Origin of the sequence: Streptomyces sp. NPDC057565, from assembly GCF_042801455.1 — a bacterium.
GTDB classification, from domain to species: Bacteria; Actinomycetota; Actinomycetes; order Streptomycetales; family Streptomycetaceae; genus Streptomyces; species Streptomyces yanii.
Map to the genome: position 1 here is coordinate 492732 of NZ_JBHVFU010000002.1, position 20565 is coordinate 513296.

Here is a 20565-nt window from a genome sequence, read left to right on the forward strand (position 1 = left end):
GGGTATGCCAGAGCCGGACCCGAAGGACTCACTCGAAGCCGCGACGCAGGCGACCCGCAGTCTGCAGGGCCTGTCCACCGAGCTCACCGCCCGCGTCCCGCAGCTGCTGGAAGCCATGCGCTCCGTCGGCACCGGTCTCGAACTGCACTCCACCCTCGACCGGATCTGCGAGACCGCTGCCGAACTCGCCCATGCCCGCTACGCCGCCATCGGCGTCGTCGACACCAAGGGCAAGGGACTCTCCGACTTCCTCACATACGGGGTGTCGGAGGCGGTGGAAGCCGAGATCGGACACCGGCCCGACGGGCAGAGGGGACTGCTCGGCGCGCTCATCCACGACCCGGCACCGGTGCGGCTCGCAGATCTCACAGCTGATCCGAGGTTCGCCGGATTCCCCGCCGGCCATCCACCGATGCGGACCTTTCTCGGGGTCCCCATCCGCGTACAGGGAGAAATCTTCGGCAATCTCTATCTGGCCGAGAAGGAAGGCGGGGGCGAGTTCAACGACTACGACCTGCACATGGTGCGGGTGCTCGCCACGGAGGCGGGGATCGCCATCGGCAACGCCCGGCTCTACGAGGCGGCGCGCCAGCGCGAGCGGTGGATCGACGGATCGGTGGCCGTGACCACCGCGCTGCTCTCCGGCGGGGACGCGGACGAGGCGCTTGCCGTCGTCGCCGAACAGGCCCGCCATCTCGCCGCCTCCGCTGCCGGGATCGTGCTTCTGCCGACCGAGGAGGGCGGTCTGGAGATCGTCGCCGTCTCCGCCGACAGCCCGTCCGCCTCGCTCGGGGTGATCATCGGTCCGGAGAGCCCGGTGGTGGCGAAGCTGCTGGCCGGCGAGGCGGTCTTCATGGACGCCTCGGCCACCGAATCCCGCGTGATCAGCAGGCTGGCCCACCAGTTCGGCCCCACCATGCTGCTGCCGCTGCACAGCGGTGGGCGGGTGCTCGGCGCGCTCGCCACCCCGCGCGCCCGGGGCGACCGGCCCTTCACCGAGACAGAGCGGACGCTGGCCACACAGTTCGCCTCGCAGGCCGCGCTCGCGTTGATGATGGCCGAGGCGCAGCGGGACCGGGAGCGGCTCGCGGTCTACGAGGACCGCGACCGAATCGCCCGCGACCTGCACGACCTGGTCATCCAGCGGCTGTTCGCCACCGGGATGATGCTGGAGAGTGCCCAGCGCGGGTCGGTCGTGCCCGAGGTGCAGACCGGAGTGGGGCGAGCCGTGGACGAACTGGACGTGACGATCCAGGAGATCCGCACCGCGATCTTCGCGTTGCAACAGGAACCGGTTGAGGCGCCGTCCGGGCTGCGGACCCGCGTCCTGCGCGAGATCAACATGGCGGCCGTCCCGCTGGGCTTCAAGCCGTCGCACCGCTTCCTCGGCCCGGTCGACTCGCTGGTCGGCGAGCTGACCGGCAAGAACCTGATCGCGGCGCTGCGGGAGGCGCTCTCCAACGCCTTCCGGCATGCCGAGGCGTCCTTGATCGACGTGGTCGTCGATGCGACCGTCACGCTGCCCGACGGACGCGACGCGGTGCGGCTGTCGGTCGCCGACGACGGGGTGGGCATTCCGGAGGGCGGGCGGCGCAGCGGGTTGCGGAACCTGGCGCGCAGGGCGGAGTCGCTGGGCGGGTCGAGCTGGTTCGGGCCGGGCCTCGGGGAGGGCGGGGGCGGCACGACCATGGTGTGGGAGGCACCCCTCTGAGGTCTTCGTCGGCGTGCGGGCCCGGGCCCTTCAGCTCTGGCTGCGGTACTTCCGGCGCTCGGCCACGAGCCGCTCGATGACGATCGCGACGCCGTCCTCCTCGTTGGTGACGGTCCGCCCGGAGGCGGCGGCCACCGCGGCCGGGTGGGCGTTGCCCATCGCGTACGAGGTGCCCGCCCAGCTCAGCATCTCCACGTCGTTCGGCATGTCCCCGAAGGCGACGACCTCGGCGGGCGAGATGCCGCGCTCGGCGCAGCACAGCGCGAGGGTGCTGGCCTTGGAGACGCCGAGACCGCTGACCTCCAGCAGAGCTGCCGGGCTGGAGCGGGTGAAGGACGCCCGGTCACCGGCTGCCGTGTGCGCGATGGCGAGGAAGTCGTCCGGGGCCAGCTCGGCGTGGTGTGCGAGGAGCTTCAGTACAGGGGCTCCGGCGCCCGGCGTCTCTTCGTGGAGGAGCTTCTCGGCAGTGGCGACGGTGGCGCCCGGGTCGAGATGGAACGGCGGGTAGGCCGGTTCGTAGTTGATGCCGGTGGATAGCTCGACAGCGAACGAGGTGCCTGGAGCGGCCGCGCGCAGGGCGTGGACGACTTCGAGGGCGGCGGCGCGTTCCAGCGGGCGGACCTTGATCAGCCTGCCGCCCGCGTGCAGGTCGGCGATCGCGGCGCCATTCGCGCAGATCGCCAGGCCGTGGCCGTGGACGTGGTCGCTGACGACATCCATCCATCGGGCCGGGCGCCCGGTGACGAAGAAGACCTCGATCCCGGCCTCCTCGGCCGCGGCCAGCGCCGCGACCGTGCGGTCCGAGACGGTCTTGTCGTCGCGCAGCAGGGTGCCGTCCAGGTCGGTGGCGATCAGCCGGGGCGCGGGAGGCAGAGGCGAGTCGATAGCTGAGGTCACCCGGCCATTCTCCCGTACGGGCGTGCACGGGTGTGCGGAGGGGCGCGCATGTGAGGATGCGCCCCCCCTGACCAGGAGAACATGCCTGATGCATATGCCGGGGGTGGTGAGTGAGGTGGCCGGTGGTGTGTGTGCGGGGGTCAGCCGAGCTGGGACAGCCCTTCGGTGGCGATCCGCTCGAAGACCTTCTCATTCGCCGCGAAGTCGGAGTCCGCGATCGGCCAGTGGATGACGATCTCCGTGAAGCCCAGCTCGAAATGGGTGCCCGCGAAGTCCACGAACGCGTCGAAGGACTCCAGAGGGCGGTCCGGGGTGAAGCCGGTGAGGAGGATCTTGTCCAGCTCGGCGACATCCCGGCCGATGGCCTCGCAGGCCGTGCCGAGCTTGCTGACCTGCCCGCGGATGGCAGCCACGGACTGCTCCGGGGTGCCCGTCTCGAACAGCTTGGGGTCGCCGGTGGTGACCCAGGCCTGACCGTACTGCGCGGCGAGCTTCAGCCCGCGCGGACCGGTCGCGGCCACCGCGAACGGCAGCCGGGGCAGCTGCACACAGCCGGGTACGTTCCGGGCCTCGTTCGCCACGTACAAATCGCCCTCATAGGTGACGGACGGCTCCCGCAGCAGCTGGTCGAGGAGCGGTACGAACTCGGCGAAGTGGTCGGCCCGCTCGCGCGGCGTCCATGGTTCCTCGTCACTCCTGCGCAGCGTGGTGGCATCGAAACCGTTGCCGCCCGCGCCGATACCGAGGGTGATCCGTCCGTCGGAGACGTCGTCCAGCGTGATGAGGTCCTTGGCCAGGGTGACCGGGTGCCGGAAGTTGGGGGAGGTGACGAGGGTGCCCAGACGCAGCCGCTCGGTGGCGGCCGCCGCGGCGGTCAGGGTCGGCACCGCGCCGAACCACGGCCCGTCGCGGAAGCTCCGCCAGGCCAGATGGTCATACGTGTACGCGGCGTGGAATCCCAGTTCCTCGGCTCGCTGCCAGACCTTCCGGCCCTCGCTCCAGCGGTGAATCGGCAGAATTACAGTGCTCAGACGCATACATACGACCATACGGCGGGAGAGCTGCCGAGCAGAGACGCGTCAGCAGACGCTGCGGCCGAGCCACGGCGACCGTGTGCCGCGCGGGACGAGCTCCTTGTGCACTCGATGTCCTCGACGGTGATCTTCGCTTCGTCGTCCGGGAACACCTGAACCGTGATGGCCGGGGCCAATCAGTTCGACGAAGGACCTGTGCGGTCGGGACGGGGAGCCGACGCGGATCCGGGACCCCCGGGAGGGCGGGAGGGACAGGCAGACGGCGGCCGGGGAGGCGGCCGGGCCGGGTTCAGCCGGGGAAGCGGAGGAACTCCGGTGGTACGGAGTCGGTGAGCCGGACCCCGTTCGCGCTGACGTAGAAGAGGTGGCCGGCGCGGTGCATCGCGCCCGCGTCCACCGAGAGGATCACGGGCCTGCCGCGTCGGGCTCCGACGCGGGCAGCCGTCTCACGGTCGGCCGAGAGGTGGACGTGGAGCCGGTTCATGGGGCGGAGCCCCTCGGTGCGGATCGCGTCGAGGGCGCGGCCCACGGTGCCGTGGTAGAGGTACGCGGGCGGCTGGGACGGAGGCAGACCGAGGTCCACCGGGACGGTGTGGCCCTGGCTCGCCCGAATGCGGTCACCTTCGATCGCGTAGCGCTGTTTGTCATTGGCGGCCACGACATGGTCGAGCTCGGCACGGGTGATGGGGAAGCCGTGCCTGGCCGCCGCCCGGAGGAGCTCGTCGATCGTCACCCAGCCGTTCGGGTCGAGACGGATCCCGATCCGCTCGGGTTGGTGCCGCAGATGCTTTGCGAGGTACTTGGACACCTTGACGGTACGTCTCTCATCCATCCGGACAGAGTGCCCGTGGCGATCTCGTCGGCGCATCGGAATTTGCTCACGATTCGCACCAACGATTTTCGTCCACAGGTTTGATCCACAACCAACTGTAGTTATCCACAGGTGAATTGGCGATTCTGTGGACAAGTGGCGTCGCTATCAATCGTTTTGACAAATTCGCCCTGATTCGTGGTGCGATGTAGCAAGTGCGTCCAATGTTCTTGCATGTACCTCACGTTCAGTGGCAGCGGCGACAAAGGCTGCGACGTTCTGCGGACCAACCAGACGCTGTACGGCCTGCATTGTTTCCGGCGGCAGTGGCACAGAACGCGGCTCGCTCGTCGAGGGCCCCGGAGTGAGCGGTGTGTCCGCGCAGAGATGGTGCTGCAGATGACGTGTGGCGAACGTCCGCATGGCCCGAGCCAGTTCCGCGTCCACTGTCTGCTGGGCGAGCGGGCGGAGCCGACGGACCAGCGAGGCGGCCTCGGCCGCGTCCGCGTCCGTCGGTGGACGATGGCCGAGATAGCGCGCGAACACATGCTCGGTGGTGAACTCCAGGAAGCGGGAGGCGATGTGCTCGACCTGGCCGCGAAGTTCCCGCAGATGACCGGAGATTGCGATGAGAGGTACTCCTGCGGCATGCAACTCGACTGCTACCGAGAGCTCTTGTGGACTCGGTACCAGAAACTCGTCCTCCCGGCCCGGGATGCGCTCCAGCACGCCGAGCTCGACCGCCTCGGCCACCGCCTGGTCGCCCTGTACACCGCCGAACTTCGCATGCAGCTCGTCCAGGGTGATCCGGTCGGCCTGCTCGTCCGTCCACGGGCCGTGCACCTCGGCGACGAGCCCGAGCACTCCGCCCAGCCCGCGTCCCGCGTCCCACGCCTCCAGCAGTTCCTTGATACTGGCCAGCGTGTAACCGCGGTCCAGCAGGTCGGCGATCTGCCGGAGCCGGGCGAGATGCGTGTCCCGGTACACATTGGCCCGGCCGCGCCGCTCCGGCGTCGGCAGCAGACCCCGGTCCTGATAGGCCCGGATCGTGCGGACCGTGGCACCGCTCGCATGCGCCAGGTCCTCGATCCGGTACTCGGCAGCGGAACGCGTCGTTGCCGCGGACGGCCCGGCCCCGCTCACAGAGGCGGCTTCAGCCGGGCGATCCCGCGCAGCGCGCCGGGACTGAGCCGGGACAGGAAGCGGGAGGCCCGTGCCTCCGGTGTCACCGGCACCACGGCCCGGTTGTGCGCCACGGCCTCGAGGATCGCGTCGGCGACCTTCTCCGGCGGGTAGTTGCGGAGCCCGTACAGCCGGCTGGTCCTCTTCCGCAGCCGCGTCTCCTCATCGGCGTCGACCCCGGCGAAGTGCGAGGTCGCCGTGATGTTGGTGTTGACGATGCCGGGGCAGATGGCGCTGACCCCGATCGACCGCTCGGCCAGTTCGGCCCGCAGGCACTCACTGAGCATCAGCACGGCCGCCTTGGAGGTGCTGTACGCGGGCAGCGCCCGGGACGGCTGATACGCGGCGGCGGACGCGGTGTTGACGATATGACCGCCCTGGCCGCGCTCGGCCATCTGCCCGCCGAAGATCCGGCAACCGTGGATGACGCCCCACAGATTGACGTCCAGGACGTTCTTCCAGTCTTCGCTCGTGGTCTCCAGGAAGGAGCCGGACAGCCCGATCCCGGCGTTGTTGACCAGGACGTCGACGATGCCGTACTCGGCGGCGACCTTCGCGGCGAGCTTCTCCATCGCCTGCTCGTCGCTGACGTCCACCGCCTCGCCCCAGGCGGCGGGAGAGCCGATCAGGCGGGCCATCTCCGCCGTTCTGGCAGCCCCTTCCGCGTCACGGTCCACGGCCACCACCCGGGCACCCGCCTCCGCGAACGCGAACGCGGTGGCCCGCCCGATACCGCCCGCCGCGCCCGTCACCAGGACCAGCTGACCGCCGAACCGGTCGGCGTACGCCCCGGTCGGTGCGGTGTCCGGGGCCGGCCGTCCGGCTTCCAGCGCCGACTCGTTGGCGGCGACGAACTCGCTGATCCAGGAGACAAGCTGGTCCGGGCGGGTGCGCGGCACCCAGTGCTTGGCCGGCAGGGAGCGCCGTACCAAGTGCGGTACCCACCTCTCCAGTTGGTCGTACAGCTTCTCCGAAAGGAAGATGTCACCCGTCGGCGTGATCAGCTGGACCGGCACGTGCGCGTACGCGTCGGCGCGCGGTCTGCGCAGCCGGGCGCGGACGTTGTCCCGGTAGAGCCAGGCACCGTGCGCGGCGTCGTTCGGCAGGGACGGTGTCGGGTAGTCGCCCGCGGGCACCTTCTCCATCCGCTGGAGCATCCGCGGCCACTGCTTGCCGAGCGGACCGCGCCAGGCGAGCTCCGGCAGCACCGGCGTGTGCAGCATGTACACGTACCAGGATTTGGCCCCCTGGCCGAGCAGCTGACCGACCCGGCGCGGGGTGGGCCGCGTCATCCGCTGCTTGATCCAGTGACCGAAGTGGTCCAGGGAGGGACCCGACATCGATGTGAAGGAGGCGATCCGGCCTTCGGTGCGCATGACCGTCACGAACTCCCACGACTGGACCGAACCCCAGTCGTGCCCGACCAGGTGCACCGGCCGGTCCGGGCTCACCGCATCGACGACGGCCAGGAAGTCGTCGGTGAGCTTCTCCAGGGTGAATCCGCCACGCAGCGGCTCCGGAGCCGTCGACCGGCCGTGGCCGCGCACGTCGTACAGGACGACGTGCCACTGCTCGGCCAACTGCGCCGCGACCTGCGTCCAGACTTCCTTGCTGTCCGGATAGCCGTGCACCAGCACGACCGTCGGGCGCGTCTCGTCGCCCAGTTCGGCGACGCACAGCTCGATCCCGCCCGTACGTACCCGGCGTTCGCGGAACCCCGGAACATCCTGCAGACTCACGCCGCCACCCTCTCCTCGGCCCAGCGCCGCACATGCGGCAGATCGTCGTCCAGCCAGAAGGCGCTCTGCTCGGGGTCCTTGGAATCGGTGACGACCAGGATCTCCTCGAACTTCGCGCCCGTACCCCGGAATCCGAGATGGGGTTCGACCGCCCACAGCCCCGGCTGCGGCGGGTGGTCGGAGAAGCGGTACGGACTCCACAGCGGAGACCAGCCGTCCCTGTGCCCGTGCACCGCATCGCTGACGAGGCCCTTGAGCGACTGCGTACCGAACCCGAACAGCCGCGGTGACCAGCGGCGCTCAGCGACGCGGTCGACCTTGTGGGCGATGACGCCGAAGGGATAGGCGCGGTGCCTGTTGGCGTACCCCTGCCTGATCATCAGGCGCTCGACGTCCTCATAGATCTCGCGCAGCGAACGCCGCTCGCGCACCTCGTCCAGGATCAGCGCGCGGTGGACCTCGAGATCGGCAAGGAGCTTGTCGTGCAACGGGTTGAGCCCGAGACAGCCGGAATATCCGATGTCCGCCGTGAACCCCTTGTACACCGGAGCCATGTCGAGGATGAACGGCATCCCGGGCTCCAGCCTCCGGTTGGTCGGGAAGAACTGCAGCGGCACCTTGAAACCGGCGAAAGCCGTGCGGTCCCCGAACCAGGCGAACGGGAGATGGAACCAGTCACGGACCCCCCGCTCACGCAGCCACTCCCGCTGCATACGGGCCGCCTCGCGCTCCGTCACCCCCGGTTCGAGCCGTGCGGCGACCGCCTCCGCGCAGGTGTACGCGAGGCGTTGCACCTCTCTGAACCCCTGGAGCTCCTGGGGCAGTCCGTCCTTCACCGGTGAGGCCATGCCACCGTCCGTCCCATGCCGTGTGCGGTACGTGCTCGTAATGTGACACTGATGAATGTGACAATGTCCAGCGGCTGCGTCAAGGGGTGCGCAGAGACCTGTGGACAACTCCCCGAGCACTCCGCGCCGACCCTGCTCCCGGCCACCACCCTCACCTTCGTCGTCCTCCTTCGTGGGGTCCCCCTACGGGGCCGTACGACTGCAGGTTGACGCCGATGCAACCGCCTGGTCTGACGACTGGTGTGGCCCGCGCCACTACCGTTGAAGACGTGACTGTGATCGCGACCGAAAGCCTGAGCAAGCGGTTCCCCCGGGTGACCGCGCTTGACCGGCTCTCCCTGGACATCGGGCCTGGTGTAACCGGCCTGGTGGGCGCCAATGGAGCCGGCAAGTCCACACTGATCAAGATCCTGCTGGGTCTGTCCCCCGCCACCGAGGGCCGGGCCGCGGTGCTCGGGCTGGACGTCGCCACCAGTGGCGCGGCCATCCGGGAACGGGTCGGCTACATGCCCGAGCACGACTGCTTGCCGCCGGACGTCTCGGCCACCGAGTTCGTCGTCCACATGGCGCGGATGTCCGGACTGCCGCCGACGGCAGCGCGTGAGCGCACCGCCGACACGCTGCGCCACGTCGGGCTGTACGAGGAGCGCTACCGCCCCATCGGTGGCTACTCGACCGGCATGAAGCAGCGCGTGAAGCTGGCCCAGGCGCTGGTCCATGACCCGCAGCTGGTCCTCCTCGACGAGCCGACCAACGGCCTGGACCCGGTCGGCCGCGACGAGATGCTCGGTCTGATCCGCCGGGTCCACACCGAGTTCGGCATCTCGGTCCTGGTGACCTCCCACCTCCTCGGTGAACTGGAGCGCACCTGCGACCATGTCGTCGTCATCGACGGCGGCGCGCTGCTGCGCTCCAGCTCCACCAGCGACTTCACCCAGATCACCACGACCCTCGCGGTCGAGGTCACCGACAGCGACGCCCACCCCGACGGCACGGGCGCACTGCGCCGGGCGCTCACGGCAGCCGGTGTCGCTCTGCTGGGCAGCGACGGAATCGAGGCCGACGGTCTGCCCGGCGCCGGTCACATCCTGCTGATCGAGGCCACCGGCGAGGAGACGTACGACATCGTCCGCGACAGCGTCGCCGGACTCGGACTCGGTCTCGTACGGATGGAACAGCGGCGCCACCACATCGCCGAGGTCTTCCGTACCGAAGGCGCCGCAGAGATCGCGGAGACGGTCCTGACCGGAGCCGCACAGCAGAAGGGGAGCGGTCACGATGAGCACTGAGACCGGGGCCGTGACCGGGCGCGAGACCACCCGGATCCACAACATCGGGTACCGCTCCTACGACGGCCCGCGCCTGGGCCGCGGCTATGCCCGCCGCTCCCTCTACTCGCAGTCGCTGCGGGGCTCCTTCGGACTGGGGCGTTCCGCAAAGTCCAAGGTGCTCCCGATGCTGCTCTTCGGCGTGATGTGCCTGGTCGCGCTGATCACCGTGGCCGTCGCGATGGCTACGCCCAACGCGACCAAGCTCGTGATGAAGTACACGGACTTCGCGATCTATCTGCAGGCCGTCATCGGCCTCTTCATCGCCTCGCAGGCACCGCAGTCCGTCTCCCGGGATCTCCGCTTCAAGAGCGTTCCCCTGTATTTCTCACGGCCCATCGAGCGGGTCGACTACGTCGTCGCCAAGTACACCGCCATGGCATCGGCCCTGTTCATCCTCACCGTGACGCCGCTGCTGGTGATGTACGTGGGTGCCCTGCTGGCGAAGTTCGACTTCGCCGACCAGACCAAGTGGTTCGGGCAGGGGCTGGTGTCGGTGGCGCTGCTCTCCGTGCTCTTCGCCGGGCTCGGCCTGGTCATGGCCGCACTGACTCCGCGCCGCGGCTTCGGCGTCGCCGCGGTGATCGCCGTCCTGACCATCTCGTACGGAGCGGTCTCCACGGTCCAGGCCATCGCCTGGGAGACGGGCTCGGCGAGCGCCGTGCAGTGGCTGGGGCTCTTCTCCCCCATCACGCTGATCGGCGGCGTCCAGACCGCGTTCCTCGGTGCCACTTCCCACTTCCCCGGAGGGGAAGGACCGGACGCCGGGGCAGGTGTGGTGTATCTGATCGCTGTTCTCGCGCTCGTCGCCGGCTCGTACGCCGTACTGATGCGCCGCTACCGGAGGGTCGGGCTGTGACCACCATCGAGATCGACCACACCTCGCGCTGGTTCGGCAATGTGGTCGCCGTCAACGACGTGAGCATGACCGTGGGACCCGGCGTGACCGGACTGCTCGGCCCCAACGGTGCAGGGAAGTCCACGCTGATCAACATGATGGCCGGGTTCCTCGCACCGTCGACCGGCAAGGTCACCCTCGACGGCGCGCTGATCTGGCGCAACGAGGAGGTGTACCGGCAGATCGGCATCGTCCCGGAGCGGGAGGCGATGTACGACTTCCTCACCGGCCGCGAATTCGTCGTCGCCAACGCGGAACTGCAGGGACTCGACGAGGCTGCCGCGCAGAAGGCGCTGGCAACGGTGGAGATGGAGTACGCGCAGGATCGCAAGATCGCCACGTACAGCAAGGGCATGCGGCAGCGCGTGAAGATGGCGTCCGCGCTGGTCCACGAGCCGTCCGTGCTGCTCCTCGACGAGCCGTTCAACGGGATGGACCCGCGCCAGCGGATGCAGCTGATGGAGCTGCTGCGGCGGATGGGCGCCGAGGGCCGTACGGTCCTGTTCTCCTCCCACATTCTCGAAGAGGTCGAGCAACTCGCCTCCCACATCGAGGTGATCGTGGCCGGACGGCATGCCGCGTCCGGTGACTTCCGGAAGATCCGCCGCCTGATGACGGACCGTCCGCACCGCTATCTCGTACGGTCCAGCGACGACCGCGCCCTCGCCGCCGCGCTCATCGCCGACCCGTCGACGGCCGGGATCGAAGTGGACCTGAGCGAGCAGGCGCTGCGCATCCAGGCAGTCGACTTCGGACGGTTCACCACGCTGCTGCCGAAGGTCGCGCATGAACACGGCATCCGTCTGCTGACCGTCTCGCCGTCCGACGAGTCCCTCGAATCGGTCTTTTCCTATCTCGTAGCGGCCTGAGTAGCGGCCTGAAAGGAGCTGTGAAGCGTCATGTACAACCCCACAGTCGCCCGGCTCACCTACCGGGCCCTGCTCGGCCGGCGCAGGGCTGCGATCCTCTTCGTCCTGCCCGCGCTGCTGATCGTCATCGCCGTCGCGGTAAGGGCGTTCGCCGGGGCCGATGACCAGGTCGCCGCCAATGTGCTGGGCGGTTTCGCCATCGCCACGATGGTGCCGCTGATCGGTGTGATCGCCGGTACGGGGGCCATCGGCCCCGAGATCGACGACGGATCGATCGTCTATCTGCTGGCCAAGCCGGTGAAACGGCCGACGATCATCTTCACGAAGCTGATCGTGGCGATCGCGGTGACCATGGTCTTCTCCGCCCTGCCGACATTCGTCGCGGGCATGATCCTCAATGGCAACGGCCAGCAGATCGCGGTGGCGTACACCATCGCGGCGCTGGTCGCCTCCGTCGCGTACAGCGCGCTGTTCCTGCTGCTCGGCACGGTCAGCAGGCATGCGGTGGTCTTCGGCCTGGTCTACGCGTTGGTGTGGGAGGCGCTCTTCGGCAGCTTCGTGCCCGGGGCGCGCACGCTCAGCGTGCAGCAGTGGTCGCTCGCGCTTGCCGAAAAGGTCGGCGGGGAGGGCGCGATCACCTCAGAGGTCGGGCTGCCGCTCGCGACGGTTCTGCTGGCGGCTGTCACGGTGCTCGCCACGTGGTACGCGGGCCAGAAGCTGCGCACGCTGAAGCTCGCCGGCGAGGAGTGAGCCAAGGGCTCTGCCGCCCCTTTCGTCCGTCAACCCCTGCCCCTCGGGCGGGGGTTGACGCATGGACGGACAGTCGTACGCGTAACTGTGCGGTTATCGGTTCGTTGTTCAGGGGGCGTGGAGGCAATGAGAATCCGTGGCGTCGTAGCGTTCGTGAATTTGAGGATTGCCGACTCCGGCTCCGGCGAGAGGGTGCGGGCCGGGTCGGTCATTGGGTGAGTGGCAACCGTGAGCGTCCTCCGCCCCTGAAGCCCGGGGACAGGGCCGTCCATTGCCGATTTCTCGAACGGAAGGCATGCCCATGCCCACGGAAGTCGCCCTGCTCGAATCGCGTGCGCTGCGCTTCGAGCAGATGGGGCGCGTCGACGTCCTCGACAAGGTCAAGAGCCTTGTCATGCTCCCTGACGGAATTCACGTCCGCACAGAGGATGTGGCTCGTTACTTCGAAGTATCCACAGAGGTCGTCAAGAAGGTGATCCAGCGCCATCGTGGCGAGATGGAGGAGAACGGCCTCACACTACTGCGAGGCTCTGAGCTGCGAAACTTCCATAGGGACATGATGTCCCTATGGGGTGGTCGAGAGGGCGAAAGTTATCCACGGGCGGCCACTCGACTTACCCTCTTCACCCGCCGGACCGTGCTCAACGTCGCCATGCTTCTTCGCGACAGCGACATCGCTCGATGCGTCCGTACCTACCTCCTGGGTGCGGAGGAGGATCTGCGGACAGGGCTCGCCTCGCTCGACCGCCGGGTCACTCGCGTCGAGAGCTGCCTGGCCGGAGTCGATTCGGCGCTCCAGGAGCTCGGGCCGGTACTCAACCGGATGTCGCACCGGCTCGACAGCCTCGACCGCAGGCTGGAAACCACGAATCGGGTCGTTGGCGCGATGAGTGTCCGGCTCGGGGACATGTCCGAGGACATCGTCCGTATCGATGCGCGGATGGACGACTTCGTCCGTCAGCTCCAGGATCTGCGACGCCACCGTAGACGCCGCTGATCCCCATCCGACACCAGCTGTCCGCCCACGGCCAGGCATGCGAGGGCCGGGGGCGGACAGTGAGCACTCCCCGTCGGTCGTCGCCGCTCGAATAATGAGTGGCGGACAAGGACCCCGCCAGGCACAGTGGTTGAGGAATCAGGAAGGTACGCCACAGGACCGGGAGAGGAGCGCGACGATGACCGAGAGTACGAGTCCGTCGAGTTCTCACCAGGGCGGCCCGGAGCAGGCGCCGGAGTAACCATCACTTCACTCCGCTGAGCCGCTCCCAGCAGGACGCCCGGGGCGGCTATTTTGCGCGCATCGCGTGGCCGCCCACCCGGAGGATTGGCCGAGTGGTAAGGCAGCGGCTTGCTAAGCCGTGGTCGGGGCTGTTGACCTCGCGCGCGTTCGATCCGCGCATCCTCCGCACAGATATCGGCACGGACAACCCCGTGCCGAGGCCGTACAGGCTCACGGGCCGGGCGCATGCCTGCACCCGGCCCGTGATTCTCCGTGTTCGCGCGGACCCCGGAGCTGCCTAGAGCAGCTGCTCCAGCACCACAGCGATTCCGTCGTCCTCGTTCGAGGCGGTGATCTCGTGCGCGACGGCCTTCAGGTCGTCATGCGCGTTGGCCATCGCCACCCCGTGCTGCGCCCACGCGAACATCGGGATGTCATTCGGCATGTCACCGAAGGCGAGCGTGTCCGCCGCCTTCACACCCAGCCGGCGCGCCGCCAGCGAGAGCCCGGTCGCCTTGGTCAGCCCCAGCGGCAGGATCTCCACCACGCCCGGGCCTGCCATGACCACGTTCACCAGGTTGCCGACGGCCCCACGCGCTGCATTCGCCAGTGCGTCGTCGTCGAGTTCCGGGTGCTGGATGTAGACCTTGTTCAGGGGTGCGGACCACATCTCGACCGCGTCCTTCACGAAGACGGCAGGGAGGGGCCCTTCCTGTACGCGGTAGCCGGGACCGACCAGTACCTCACCGTCGAGCCCGTCGCGGCTCGCCGCCAGCGCCAGCGGCCCGACCTCCGCCTCGATCTTGGAGAGGGCGAGGCCGGCGAGCTGGCGGTCCAGCGTCAGCGACGTCAGCAGCTTGTGCTCGCCCGCGTGGTAGACCTGCGCGCCCTGGCCGCAGACCGCGATGCCCTGGTAGCCCAGGTCGTCCAGGATGTGCCGGGTCCACGGGACAGCCCGGCCGGTGACGATGATGTGCGCGGCGCCGGCCGCGGTGGCGGCGGCCAGTGCCGCGCGGGTGCGCTCGGAGACCGTGTCGTCGTTACGCAGCAGCGTCCCGTCGAGGTCGGTGGCAACGAGCTTGTACGGAAAGGTCACCTGGCAACCGGTTCCAGGACCTCGCGCCCGCCCAGGTACGGACGGAGCACCTCGGGCACGCGTACCGAACCGTCGGCCAACTGGTGGTTCTCCAGGATCGCCACGATCGTGCGAGGTACGGCGCAGAGCGTGCCGTTCAGCGTGGCGAGCGGCTGGAGGACCTTCTTGCCGTCGCGGGTGTCGCGCATCCGGACGGAGAGGCGGCGCGCCTGGAAACCGTCGCAGTTCGATGCGGACGTCAGCTCGCGGTACTTGCCCTGGGTCGGGATCCACGCCTCGCAGTCGAACTTCCGGGAGGCCGAGGCCCCCAGGTCGCCGGTGGCCACGTCGATCACCTGGAACGGCAGCTCGAGACCGGTCAGCCACTGCTTCTCCCAGTCCAGGAGACGCCGGTGCTCCGCCTCGGCGTCCGCCGGGTCGACGTACGAGAACATCTCGACCTTGTCGAACTGGTGGACGCGGAAGATGCCTCGGGTGTCCTTGCCGTACGTACCGGCCTCGCGGCGGAAGCACGGCGAGAAGCCCGCGTAGCGGAGCGGCAGTTTGTCCGCGTCGATGATCTCGTCCATGTGGTACGCGGCGAGCGGGACCTCGGAGGTGCCGACCAGGTAGTAGTCGTCCTTCTCCAGGTGGTACACGTTCTCCGCGGCCTGGCCGAGGAAGCCGGTGCCCTCCATGGCGCGCGGCCGGACCAGGGCGGGGGTCAGCATGGGGACGAACCCGGCCTCGGTGGCCTGCGCGATCGCGGCGTTGACGAGAGCGAGCTCCAGCAGCGCGCCGACACCCGTCAGATAGTAGAAACGTGAGCCGGACACCTTGGCGCCGCGCTCCATGTCGATCGCGCCGAGCGCCTCGCCGAGTTCCAGGTGGTCCTTGGGTTCGAAGCCCTCGGCACCGAAGTCGCGGATGGTGCCGTGCGTCTCCAGGACGACGAAGTCCTCCTCGCCGCCGACCGGCACGTCCTCGTGGACGATGTTGCCGAGCTGCAGCAGCAGGCTCTTGGCCTCCGCGTCGGCCTCGTCCTGCGCCGCGTCGGCCGCCTTGACATCGGCCTTCAACTGCTCGGCCCTCTTGAGCAGCTCGGTGCGCTCCTCGGGAGAAGCCTTGGGGATGAGCTTTCCGAGCGATTTCTGCTCGGAACGGAGTTCGTCGAAGCGGACACCGGACGACCTGCGCCGCTCGTCGGCGGAGAGAAGGGCGTCGACGAGCGCGACGTCCTCTCCACGGGCGCGCTGGGAGGCGCGAACACGGTCGGGGTCCTCACGGAGCAGGCGAAGGTCAATCACCCCTCCAGGCTACCGGTGTGCGCTTCCGTAGCTCGAACCGATATTGCCAAGCGTGTCACTATGCCCGAATTGCCAGAATTGATAAAAGAGAGGAAGATCATCGCCTGTGATTCGACACGGGTCGTCAATATGGAGCTCCTATTCCCCCAAATGGGGCAGAAAGGGCTTTCATCCTTGACGTGTCAGTCATGCGCGCAGGGGGAGTTGGGGTGCTTGTCCACAGGGGAGGGGGGTCCGCCAGGGTTATCCACAGGCTGTGGGGGAGATCTGTGGACGCAGGAAGAGATCATTCCGAAAGCCGCATGAGGGGTCATGGATTCCCCGTTCAAACTCGCTTCACACACTCATTCGGGTGAGAATTCCTCGCCCAAAGGAGTTGATCAATGGAATTAAGGTGACACGGGCGACCTGTAGTTCTGTGGGTGGATGTGGGCGAGTGGGGCGATTTGTCGACCATGTCGTGCTGTGGTGTCGACTTGTCCCCAGGCCGAGAACCGGCCCTGTGGATAACTCTTGTGGATTGTGAAAATCGGCAGGTAATACCGGCGATGTGTGCACGCAGCGGTTCCAAAAACGCCGACCCCGCTATCGGCCCAGGCGTTGGGACAGGTCGTCAGCCCCGGCCGTTACGCAAGGCCATCGGCCCGATCGTCCGGTTCCCGGTCAGGTGCGGCCGTCCTGGACCCGGGCCAGCCAGTCCGACGCGTCCGTGAACTCTCTGTCCGACGTCCCGTCGCGCAGCGGTCGCACGTCCTCCGGCGCCACCCCCGCACGCGGATACGAACCGAGGAACCGCACCTTCGGGCAGATCCGCTTCAGCCCCATCAGCGCCTCCCCCACGCGACGGTCCGCGATGTGGCCTTCGGCGTCGACCGCAAAGCAGTAGTTCCCGATGCCCGCGCCGGTCGGCCGCGACTGGATCAGCATCAGGTTCACCCCGCGCACCATGAATTCCTGGAGGAGTTCAAGCAGTGCGCCGGGGTGGTCGTCGCCCAGCCAGATGACCACCGACGTCTTGTCCGCACCGGTCGGCGCCGCGGGCCGGGCAGGGCGCCCCACCAGCACGAAGCGCGTCTGCGCGTTCTCGGCGTCGTGGATCTCCGTCACCAGCGGTTCGAGACCGTAGGTGGCCGCCGCGAACTCGCCGGCGAAGGCGGCGTCGTACCGCCCCTCCTGCACCAGGCGCGCACCATCCGCGTTGGACGCGGCCGACTCCCACACGGCCTCCGGCAGATGGGCCGCCATCCAGTTGCGTACCTGCGGCTGCGCGGCCGGGTGCGCGGTGACCGTCTTGACGTCGGACAGCTTGGTGCCGGGACGCACGAGCAGCGCAAAGGTGATGGAGAGCAGCACCTCGCGGTAGATCATCAGCGGTTCGCCGGTCGTCAGCTCGTCGAGGGTCGCGGTGATGCCGCCCTCGACGGAGTTCTCGATCGGTACGAGTGCGGCCGCGGCAGCCCCGCTCCGTACCGCGTCCAGAGCCGCCGGTACGGAGACCATCGGGACAAGCTCACGCGTGGCGGCTTCCGGGAGCGTACGGAGGGCGACCTCGGTGAAGGTGCCTTCGGGACCGAGATAGGCGTAGCGCGTGGCGGACATACCGTCACCCTAATGCGCCTTGCCCGCTCAGGACTCCAGGAGCCGCTGCCCCACGTATTCCCCTTTCGCCGCACCGCCCGGCACTGCGAAGAGGCCGCTTGCCTCGTGCCGGACGAATGGCGACAGCGCATCGCCCCGGTCGAGCTTGCGCTGCACCGGCACGAATCCCTTCAGCGGATCCGCCTGCCAGCAGATGAACAGCAGCCCGGCGTCGGGAGTTCCGTCGGCCGCGATGCCGTCGTGGTACGAGAAGGGGCGCCGCAGCATCGCAGCCCCACTGTTCCGCTCGGGGGAGGAGATCCGGGCGTGGGCGTTGTCCGGGATCAGCAGCTTGCCGTCGGGGCCCGCCTTGTCGAGGTCCATCGGGGTGGTCTCGGTGCCACCGCTCAGCGGCGCGCCATCCGACTTGCGCCGCCCTATGACCCGCTCCTGCTGCGCCGCCGGGAGTTTCTCCCAGTCGTCGAGCAGCATCCGGATCCGCCGTACGACCGCGTAGGAGCCACCGGCCAGCCAGGCGTACTTCGCCTCGTCGCCGGTCTTCGGCTGAGACGGTACGAAGATGCGCCGGTCGAAGTCGCTCTCCGTGGGTTTCGGGTTCCCGGTGCCGTCGATCTGTCCCATCAGATTGCGGGCGGTTGCCGGCGCGGCCGTGGCGCCGGGGGTCCGGTTGAAACCGTTCATCTGCCAGCGGACCCCGGCCGTCGTGGCGGCCTCCTTCTGGATGGCGCGCAGTGCGTGGAAGGCGACGAGAGCATCGTCGGCACCGATCTGCACCCACAGGTCCCCGTTCGAGCGCTTGGAGTCGAGCCGGTCGGAGGAGAACGGCGGCAGTGGGTCGAGCCCCGGCGGCCGATGAGCCACCAGGCCCGTGCGTTCGAAGAAGGTGCGTCCGAAGCCGAAGGTGACGGTCAGAGAGGACGGTCCGGCGTCCAGCGCGATCCCGGTGTCGTGTGTCGTGCCGTCCGCGCTGCCCCCACTGGTGGGTTCGCCGGCCATCAGGCGCTGGGCCACGGTCGACCAGCGGCGCATCAGGGCGGCGGCTTCCTTCCGCCCGGTGCCGGGTGCCAGGTCGAAGGCGATGAGATGGCCGCGTGCTTGAAGCGGAGTGGTGATCCCCGGTTGATGTTTCCCGTGGAACATTTCCTCGGTCGAGCCGACCGTCGTCAGTGCCGTCGGCTCGTCGGGGCGTGCCGTGGCATAGCCGATCGCACCACCCGTCGAGCCCAGCATCAGTCCGGTCGCACCGGCTGCACCCACGCTGCCGAGCAACCGCCGCCGCGAGAGCTCGCCGGTGGAGCTCTCCCCGTTGTTTCCGATCTTCTTGCTGTCTGTGCTCACGATCCCGCTCAGCCGATCTTGATGTTCTTGCCGATGGTGGTCTGATCGATGTCCGACGTACGGACCGTCACCGCGACCTTCCAGTCGCCCGCTATCGGTATCTGGATGCCGCTCGCCGTCCAGTGCCCCTCGGTGAGCCGGTCGGGAACGACGGGCAGTGGCCCGATGTCCTTGGACTTCAGGGTGAAGGCGAGTTTCACCTCGGGGACGTCCAGGGGCTGTCCGTCGGGTCCGTCGATCCAGAGGTGGAGCCCGTTGGCGCCGGTGCGGCCGGGGTCGATGTCCATCCGGACTGTGCCCTTGCCGTTCCGGCCTCCGGTGTCGAACGGCAGGCTCAGCGTGACGGGTCCTGCGGTCGCGGGCGCGGATGCGCCGGTCGAGGCGCGGGCCGCTTCCTCCTCGGTGCGTCCCGGTTCGGTGGAGGTCAGTACGGTCGTCACTGCCAACAGCGCCACCGCGACGCCCACTTCCGCCAGCACGGAGCGGCGGAGTCCGGACCGCTCGGGGTCGGCATCGCGGATCCGCTTCTTGGTGGCGGTGGCCACAGCGGCTTTCTGCCGGGCGAGCTGGGCGACCCGTGACGGGTCCTCGGACTCGTCCGCGGGTTCGCCCTCCACCTCGGCGGAGGCATCCGCGTCCATCTGGGGGTCCACTGCGGTCCCGGCCTCGGTCGGGACCTCGGTCAGCCGAGCCGTCCATCGCCGCGAGATCCATGCGACCCCGACCAGTACGGCGACGAGTCCCACCTTCACGAGCAGCAACTGTCCGTACCCCGTGCCCGTGAGCGCGGACCAGGAGCCCACCTGGCGCCAGGACTGGTAGAGCCCGGTCGCGGTGAGCACGAGCACGCTGCCGAACGCGATACGGGAGAAGCGCCGTACCGCCGTGGCTCCGATGTCCGGCGTCCGGTACAGCGCGACCAGGAGCGCCGCGAGTCCGCCCAGCCAGGCGGCGACAGCGAGCAGATGCAGCACGTCGACCGGCATGGCGATGCCGGGCTGGATCCCGGTCGAGGCGTGCTCGGCGAGCGCCCACGTCGCGGCGATCCCGGCGGCGATGACCGTGCCGCCGATGGCCAGTCCGAACGTGAGGTCCTTTTTCTCCCGCTCGTCCTCGCGCTTCGCGTACGCCCCGAACAGGACGGCGATGAAGAGCGCGGCGGCCCCGAGCAGCAGCAGCCGTGAGACCAACGCAGCCCCGGGTTTGGTTTCGAGCACGGCCTTCAGGCCGTCCAGGTCGAAGGCGTCCGCGAGCTTCCCGGAGCCTGTGTACGGGCTCCGCAGCAACAGCATGGCCAGGGTGGCCGCGGTGAGGGTCAGCCAGCCGCGCACGACCAGACGCTGCAGCGGGCGCGCGCCCGCCCCGCGCTGCCAGCAGGCCAGGACGAAGGCCGCGCCACCGGCCAGCACGATGAACCCGGCGTACGCGGCGTACCGCGCGATGTCGTAGAGCGCGCCGACCAGGCCACCGCCGGCCTCGTTCGAGGGGAGGGCGACGGTGGTCTCCGAGGGGGCCCCGACGGAGAAGGTGAAGGCACCGGAGATCGGGTGACTGTCCGCGGAGACTGCCTGCCAGGCCACGGTGTAGGTACCGTCGGGCAGCCCGGAGTGGAGCGTGACGCCATACTTCACGGTGGAGCCGCTCTGCAGATCACGCGGAGCCGCACCGGTGTCGGCGCGCTTGCCGCCGGGGTCCAGGATCCGGATGGAACCGTCGCCCATGGCGACCTGCTCGGAGAAGGTGAGCGTGACCTCCTTGGGGGCGGTGGCGACCACCGCCCCGTCCTGCGGATCGCTCCCGGTGAGTGCGGCATGTGCGGATGCGGGTGCCGCGCCGCCCAGCAGCAGGCCCGCCACCATGGTGACGAGCGCGGCGAGGAGTGCGGCCGCGGCGAGTGGCCGGCGCATCGGGGGCACGGACGGGGACGGCCCGAAGTGCGGGGCGGTGGCTGTCATGGTGT

At 68.8% G+C, this 20565-nt stretch carries 17 protein-coding genes and 1 tRNA gene; 7 read left to right on the forward strand and 11 right to left on the reverse strand.

Translation table 11 applies throughout. The annotated features are described in order from the left end of the window. Positions 1-4 precede the first annotated feature (4 nt). Positions 5-1711 carry a GAF domain-containing sensor histidine kinase gene (locus ACFU8W_RS06260; protein ID WP_384032693.1) on the forward strand — a complete coding sequence of 569 codons (1707 nt, stop codon included), beginning with the start codon at positions 5-7 and terminating at the stop codon, positions 1709-1711. 30 nt (positions 1712-1741) lie between these two features. Here the strand turns inward: ACFU8W_RS06260 and ACFU8W_RS06265 are convergent, their stop codons facing one another. The 6 genes from ACFU8W_RS06265 to ACFU8W_RS06290 all read right to left on the reverse strand — a co-directional run bounded on the left by ACFU8W_RS06265 (position 1742) and on the right by ACFU8W_RS06290 (position 8222). After that, a complete protein-coding gene (locus tag ACFU8W_RS06265) occupies positions 1742-2608 on the reverse strand; it encodes a Cof-type HAD-IIB family hydrolase (RefSeq protein ID WP_384032695.1) in 867 nt (288 codons plus the stop codon). A gap of 140 nt (positions 2609-2748) precedes the next feature. Next, positions 2749-3645 (reverse strand): LLM class flavin-dependent oxidoreductase, encoded by an 897-nt coding sequence (locus tag ACFU8W_RS06270; RefSeq protein WP_384032697.1) that lies wholly within the window; start codon positions 3643-3645, stop codon positions 2749-2751. A gap of 286 nt (positions 3646-3931) precedes the next feature. Next, positions 3932-4474 (reverse strand): RNA 2'-phosphotransferase, encoded by a 543-nt coding sequence (locus ACFU8W_RS06275; protein WP_384032699.1) that lies wholly within the window; start codon positions 4472-4474, stop codon positions 3932-3934. 147 nt (positions 4475-4621) lie between these two features. Then, the gene (locus tag ACFU8W_RS06280) at positions 4622-5596 is read right to left on the reverse strand and encodes a MerR family transcriptional regulator (protein WP_384032701.1); all 975 of its coding nucleotides are present in this window, start codon (positions 5594-5596) and stop codon (positions 4622-4624) included. Beyond that, positions 5593-7374: an SDR family oxidoreductase gene (locus tag ACFU8W_RS06285; RefSeq protein WP_384032703.1), complete on the reverse strand. Its 1782-nt coding sequence runs from the start codon at positions 7372-7374 to the stop codon at positions 5593-5595. Before ACFU8W_RS06285 ends, ACFU8W_RS06280 begins: the two co-directional genes overlap by 4 nt. Then, complete coding sequence (locus ACFU8W_RS06290; protein ID WP_345512646.1) at positions 7371-8222, reverse strand: M24 family metallopeptidase; 852 nt, start codon at positions 8220-8222, stop codon at positions 7371-7373. The genes ACFU8W_RS06285 and ACFU8W_RS06290 overlap by 4 nt, the downstream gene beginning before the upstream one ends. A 215-nt stretch (positions 8223-8437) precedes the next feature. Between ACFU8W_RS06290 and ACFU8W_RS06295 the strand changes: the two genes are divergently transcribed. The 6 genes from ACFU8W_RS06295 (at position 8438) to ACFU8W_RS06320 (ending at position 13473) form a co-directional block, all read left to right on the forward strand. Continuing rightward, on the forward strand, positions 8438-9511 hold the full coding sequence (locus ACFU8W_RS06295) for an ABC transporter ATP-binding protein (RefSeq protein WP_384032705.1): 1074 nt from the start codon (positions 8438-8440) through the stop codon (positions 9509-9511). Next, entirely contained in the window at positions 9501-10409 is a 909-nt protein-coding gene (locus ACFU8W_RS06300) for an ABC transporter permease (protein ID WP_384032707.1), read from the forward strand. Before ACFU8W_RS06295 ends, ACFU8W_RS06300 begins: the two co-directional genes overlap by 11 nt. Beyond that, positions 10406-11317, forward strand: coding sequence for an ABC transporter ATP-binding protein (locus ACFU8W_RS06305; RefSeq protein WP_384032709.1), 912 nt, complete (start codon positions 10406-10408; stop codon positions 11315-11317). Before ACFU8W_RS06300 ends, ACFU8W_RS06305 begins: the two co-directional genes overlap by 4 nt. Positions 11318-11347: 30 nt before the next feature. Next, the gene (locus tag ACFU8W_RS06310; RefSeq protein ID WP_384032710.1) at positions 11348-12067 is read left to right on the forward strand and encodes an ABC transporter permease; all 720 of its coding nucleotides are present in this window, start codon (positions 11348-11350) and stop codon (positions 12065-12067) included. A 301-nt stretch (positions 12068-12368) separates the two neighbouring features. After that, complete coding sequence (locus ACFU8W_RS06315) at positions 12369-13064, forward strand: hypothetical protein (protein ID WP_384032712.1); 696 nt, start codon at positions 12369-12371, stop codon at positions 13062-13064. A 321-nt stretch (positions 13065-13385) separates the two neighbouring features. Continuing rightward, positions 13386-13473: transfer RNA gene (locus tag ACFU8W_RS06320), tRNA-Ser, on the forward strand. A 111-nt stretch (positions 13474-13584) separates the two neighbouring features. Here the strand turns inward: ACFU8W_RS06320 and ACFU8W_RS06325 are convergent. The 5 genes from ACFU8W_RS06325 to ACFU8W_RS06345 all read right to left on the reverse strand — a co-directional run bounded on the left by ACFU8W_RS06325 (position 13585) and on the right by ACFU8W_RS06345 (position 20560). Further along, complete coding sequence (locus ACFU8W_RS06325; RefSeq protein ID WP_384032714.1) at positions 13585-14382, reverse strand: HAD family hydrolase; 798 nt, start codon at positions 14380-14382, stop codon at positions 13585-13587. Next, positions 14379-15668: a serine--tRNA ligase gene (serS, locus tag ACFU8W_RS06330; protein ID WP_266983610.1), complete on the reverse strand. Its 1290-nt coding sequence runs from the start codon at positions 15666-15668 to the stop codon at positions 14379-14381. The genes ACFU8W_RS06325 and serS overlap by 4 nt, the downstream gene beginning before the upstream one ends. A 663-nt stretch (positions 15669-16331) precedes the next feature. Continuing rightward, positions 16332-17267 carry a prephenate dehydratase gene (gene pheA / locus ACFU8W_RS06335; RefSeq protein WP_384032716.1) on the reverse strand — a complete coding sequence of 312 codons (936 nt, stop codon included), beginning with the start codon at positions 17265-17267 and terminating at the stop codon, positions 16332-16334. A 27-nt stretch (positions 17268-17294) separates the two neighbouring features. Next, positions 17295-18605, reverse strand: a complete 1311-nt coding sequence (gene efeB, locus ACFU8W_RS06340; RefSeq protein WP_384032718.1) for an iron uptake transporter deferrochelatase/peroxidase subunit — start codon at positions 18603-18605, stop codon at positions 17295-17297. 8 nt (positions 18606-18613) lie between these two features. Continuing rightward, on the reverse strand, positions 18614-20560 hold the full coding sequence (locus ACFU8W_RS06345) for a copper resistance protein CopC (protein WP_384032720.1): 1947 nt from the start codon (positions 20558-20560) through the stop codon (positions 18614-18616). Positions 20561-20565: the final 5 nt, after the last annotated feature.

Excerpts from the sequence above, each read along its gene's own strand:
- ACFU8W_RS06260 (WP_384032693.1), top strand. The coding sequence starts at position 5 with ATGCCAGAGCCGGACCCGAAGGACTCACTCGAAGCCGCGACGCAGGCG.
- ACFU8W_RS06270 (WP_384032697.1), bottom strand. The coding sequence starts at position 3,645 with ATGCGTCTGAGCACTGTAATTCTGCCGATTCACCGCTGGAGCGAGGGC.
- ACFU8W_RS06275 (WP_384032699.1), bottom strand. The coding sequence starts at position 4,474 with ATGGATGAGAGACGTACCGTCAAGGTGTCCAAGTACCTCGCAAAGCAT.
- ACFU8W_RS06290 (WP_345512646.1), bottom strand. The coding sequence starts at position 8,222 with ATGGCCTCACCGGTGAAGGACGGACTGCCCCAGGAGCTCCAGGGGTTC.
- ACFU8W_RS06295 (WP_384032705.1), top strand. The coding sequence starts at position 8,438 with ATGCAACCGCCTGGTCTGACGACTGGTGTGGCCCGCGCCACTACCGTT.
- ACFU8W_RS06300 (WP_384032707.1), top strand. The coding sequence starts at position 9,501 with ATGAGCACTGAGACCGGGGCCGTGACCGGGCGCGAGACCACCCGGATC.
- ACFU8W_RS06310 (WP_384032710.1), top strand. The coding sequence starts at position 11,348 with ATGTACAACCCCACAGTCGCCCGGCTCACCTACCGGGCCCTGCTCGGC.
- ACFU8W_RS06315 (WP_384032712.1), top strand. The coding sequence starts at position 12,369 with ATGCCCACGGAAGTCGCCCTGCTCGAATCGCGTGCGCTGCGCTTCGAG.
- pheA (WP_384032716.1), bottom strand. The coding sequence starts at position 17,267 with ATGTCCGCCACGCGCTACGCCTATCTCGGTCCCGAAGGCACCTTCACC.
- ACFU8W_RS06345 (WP_384032720.1), bottom strand. The coding sequence starts at position 20,560 with ATGACAGCCACCGCCCCGCACTTCGGGCCGTCCCCGTCCGTGCCCCCG.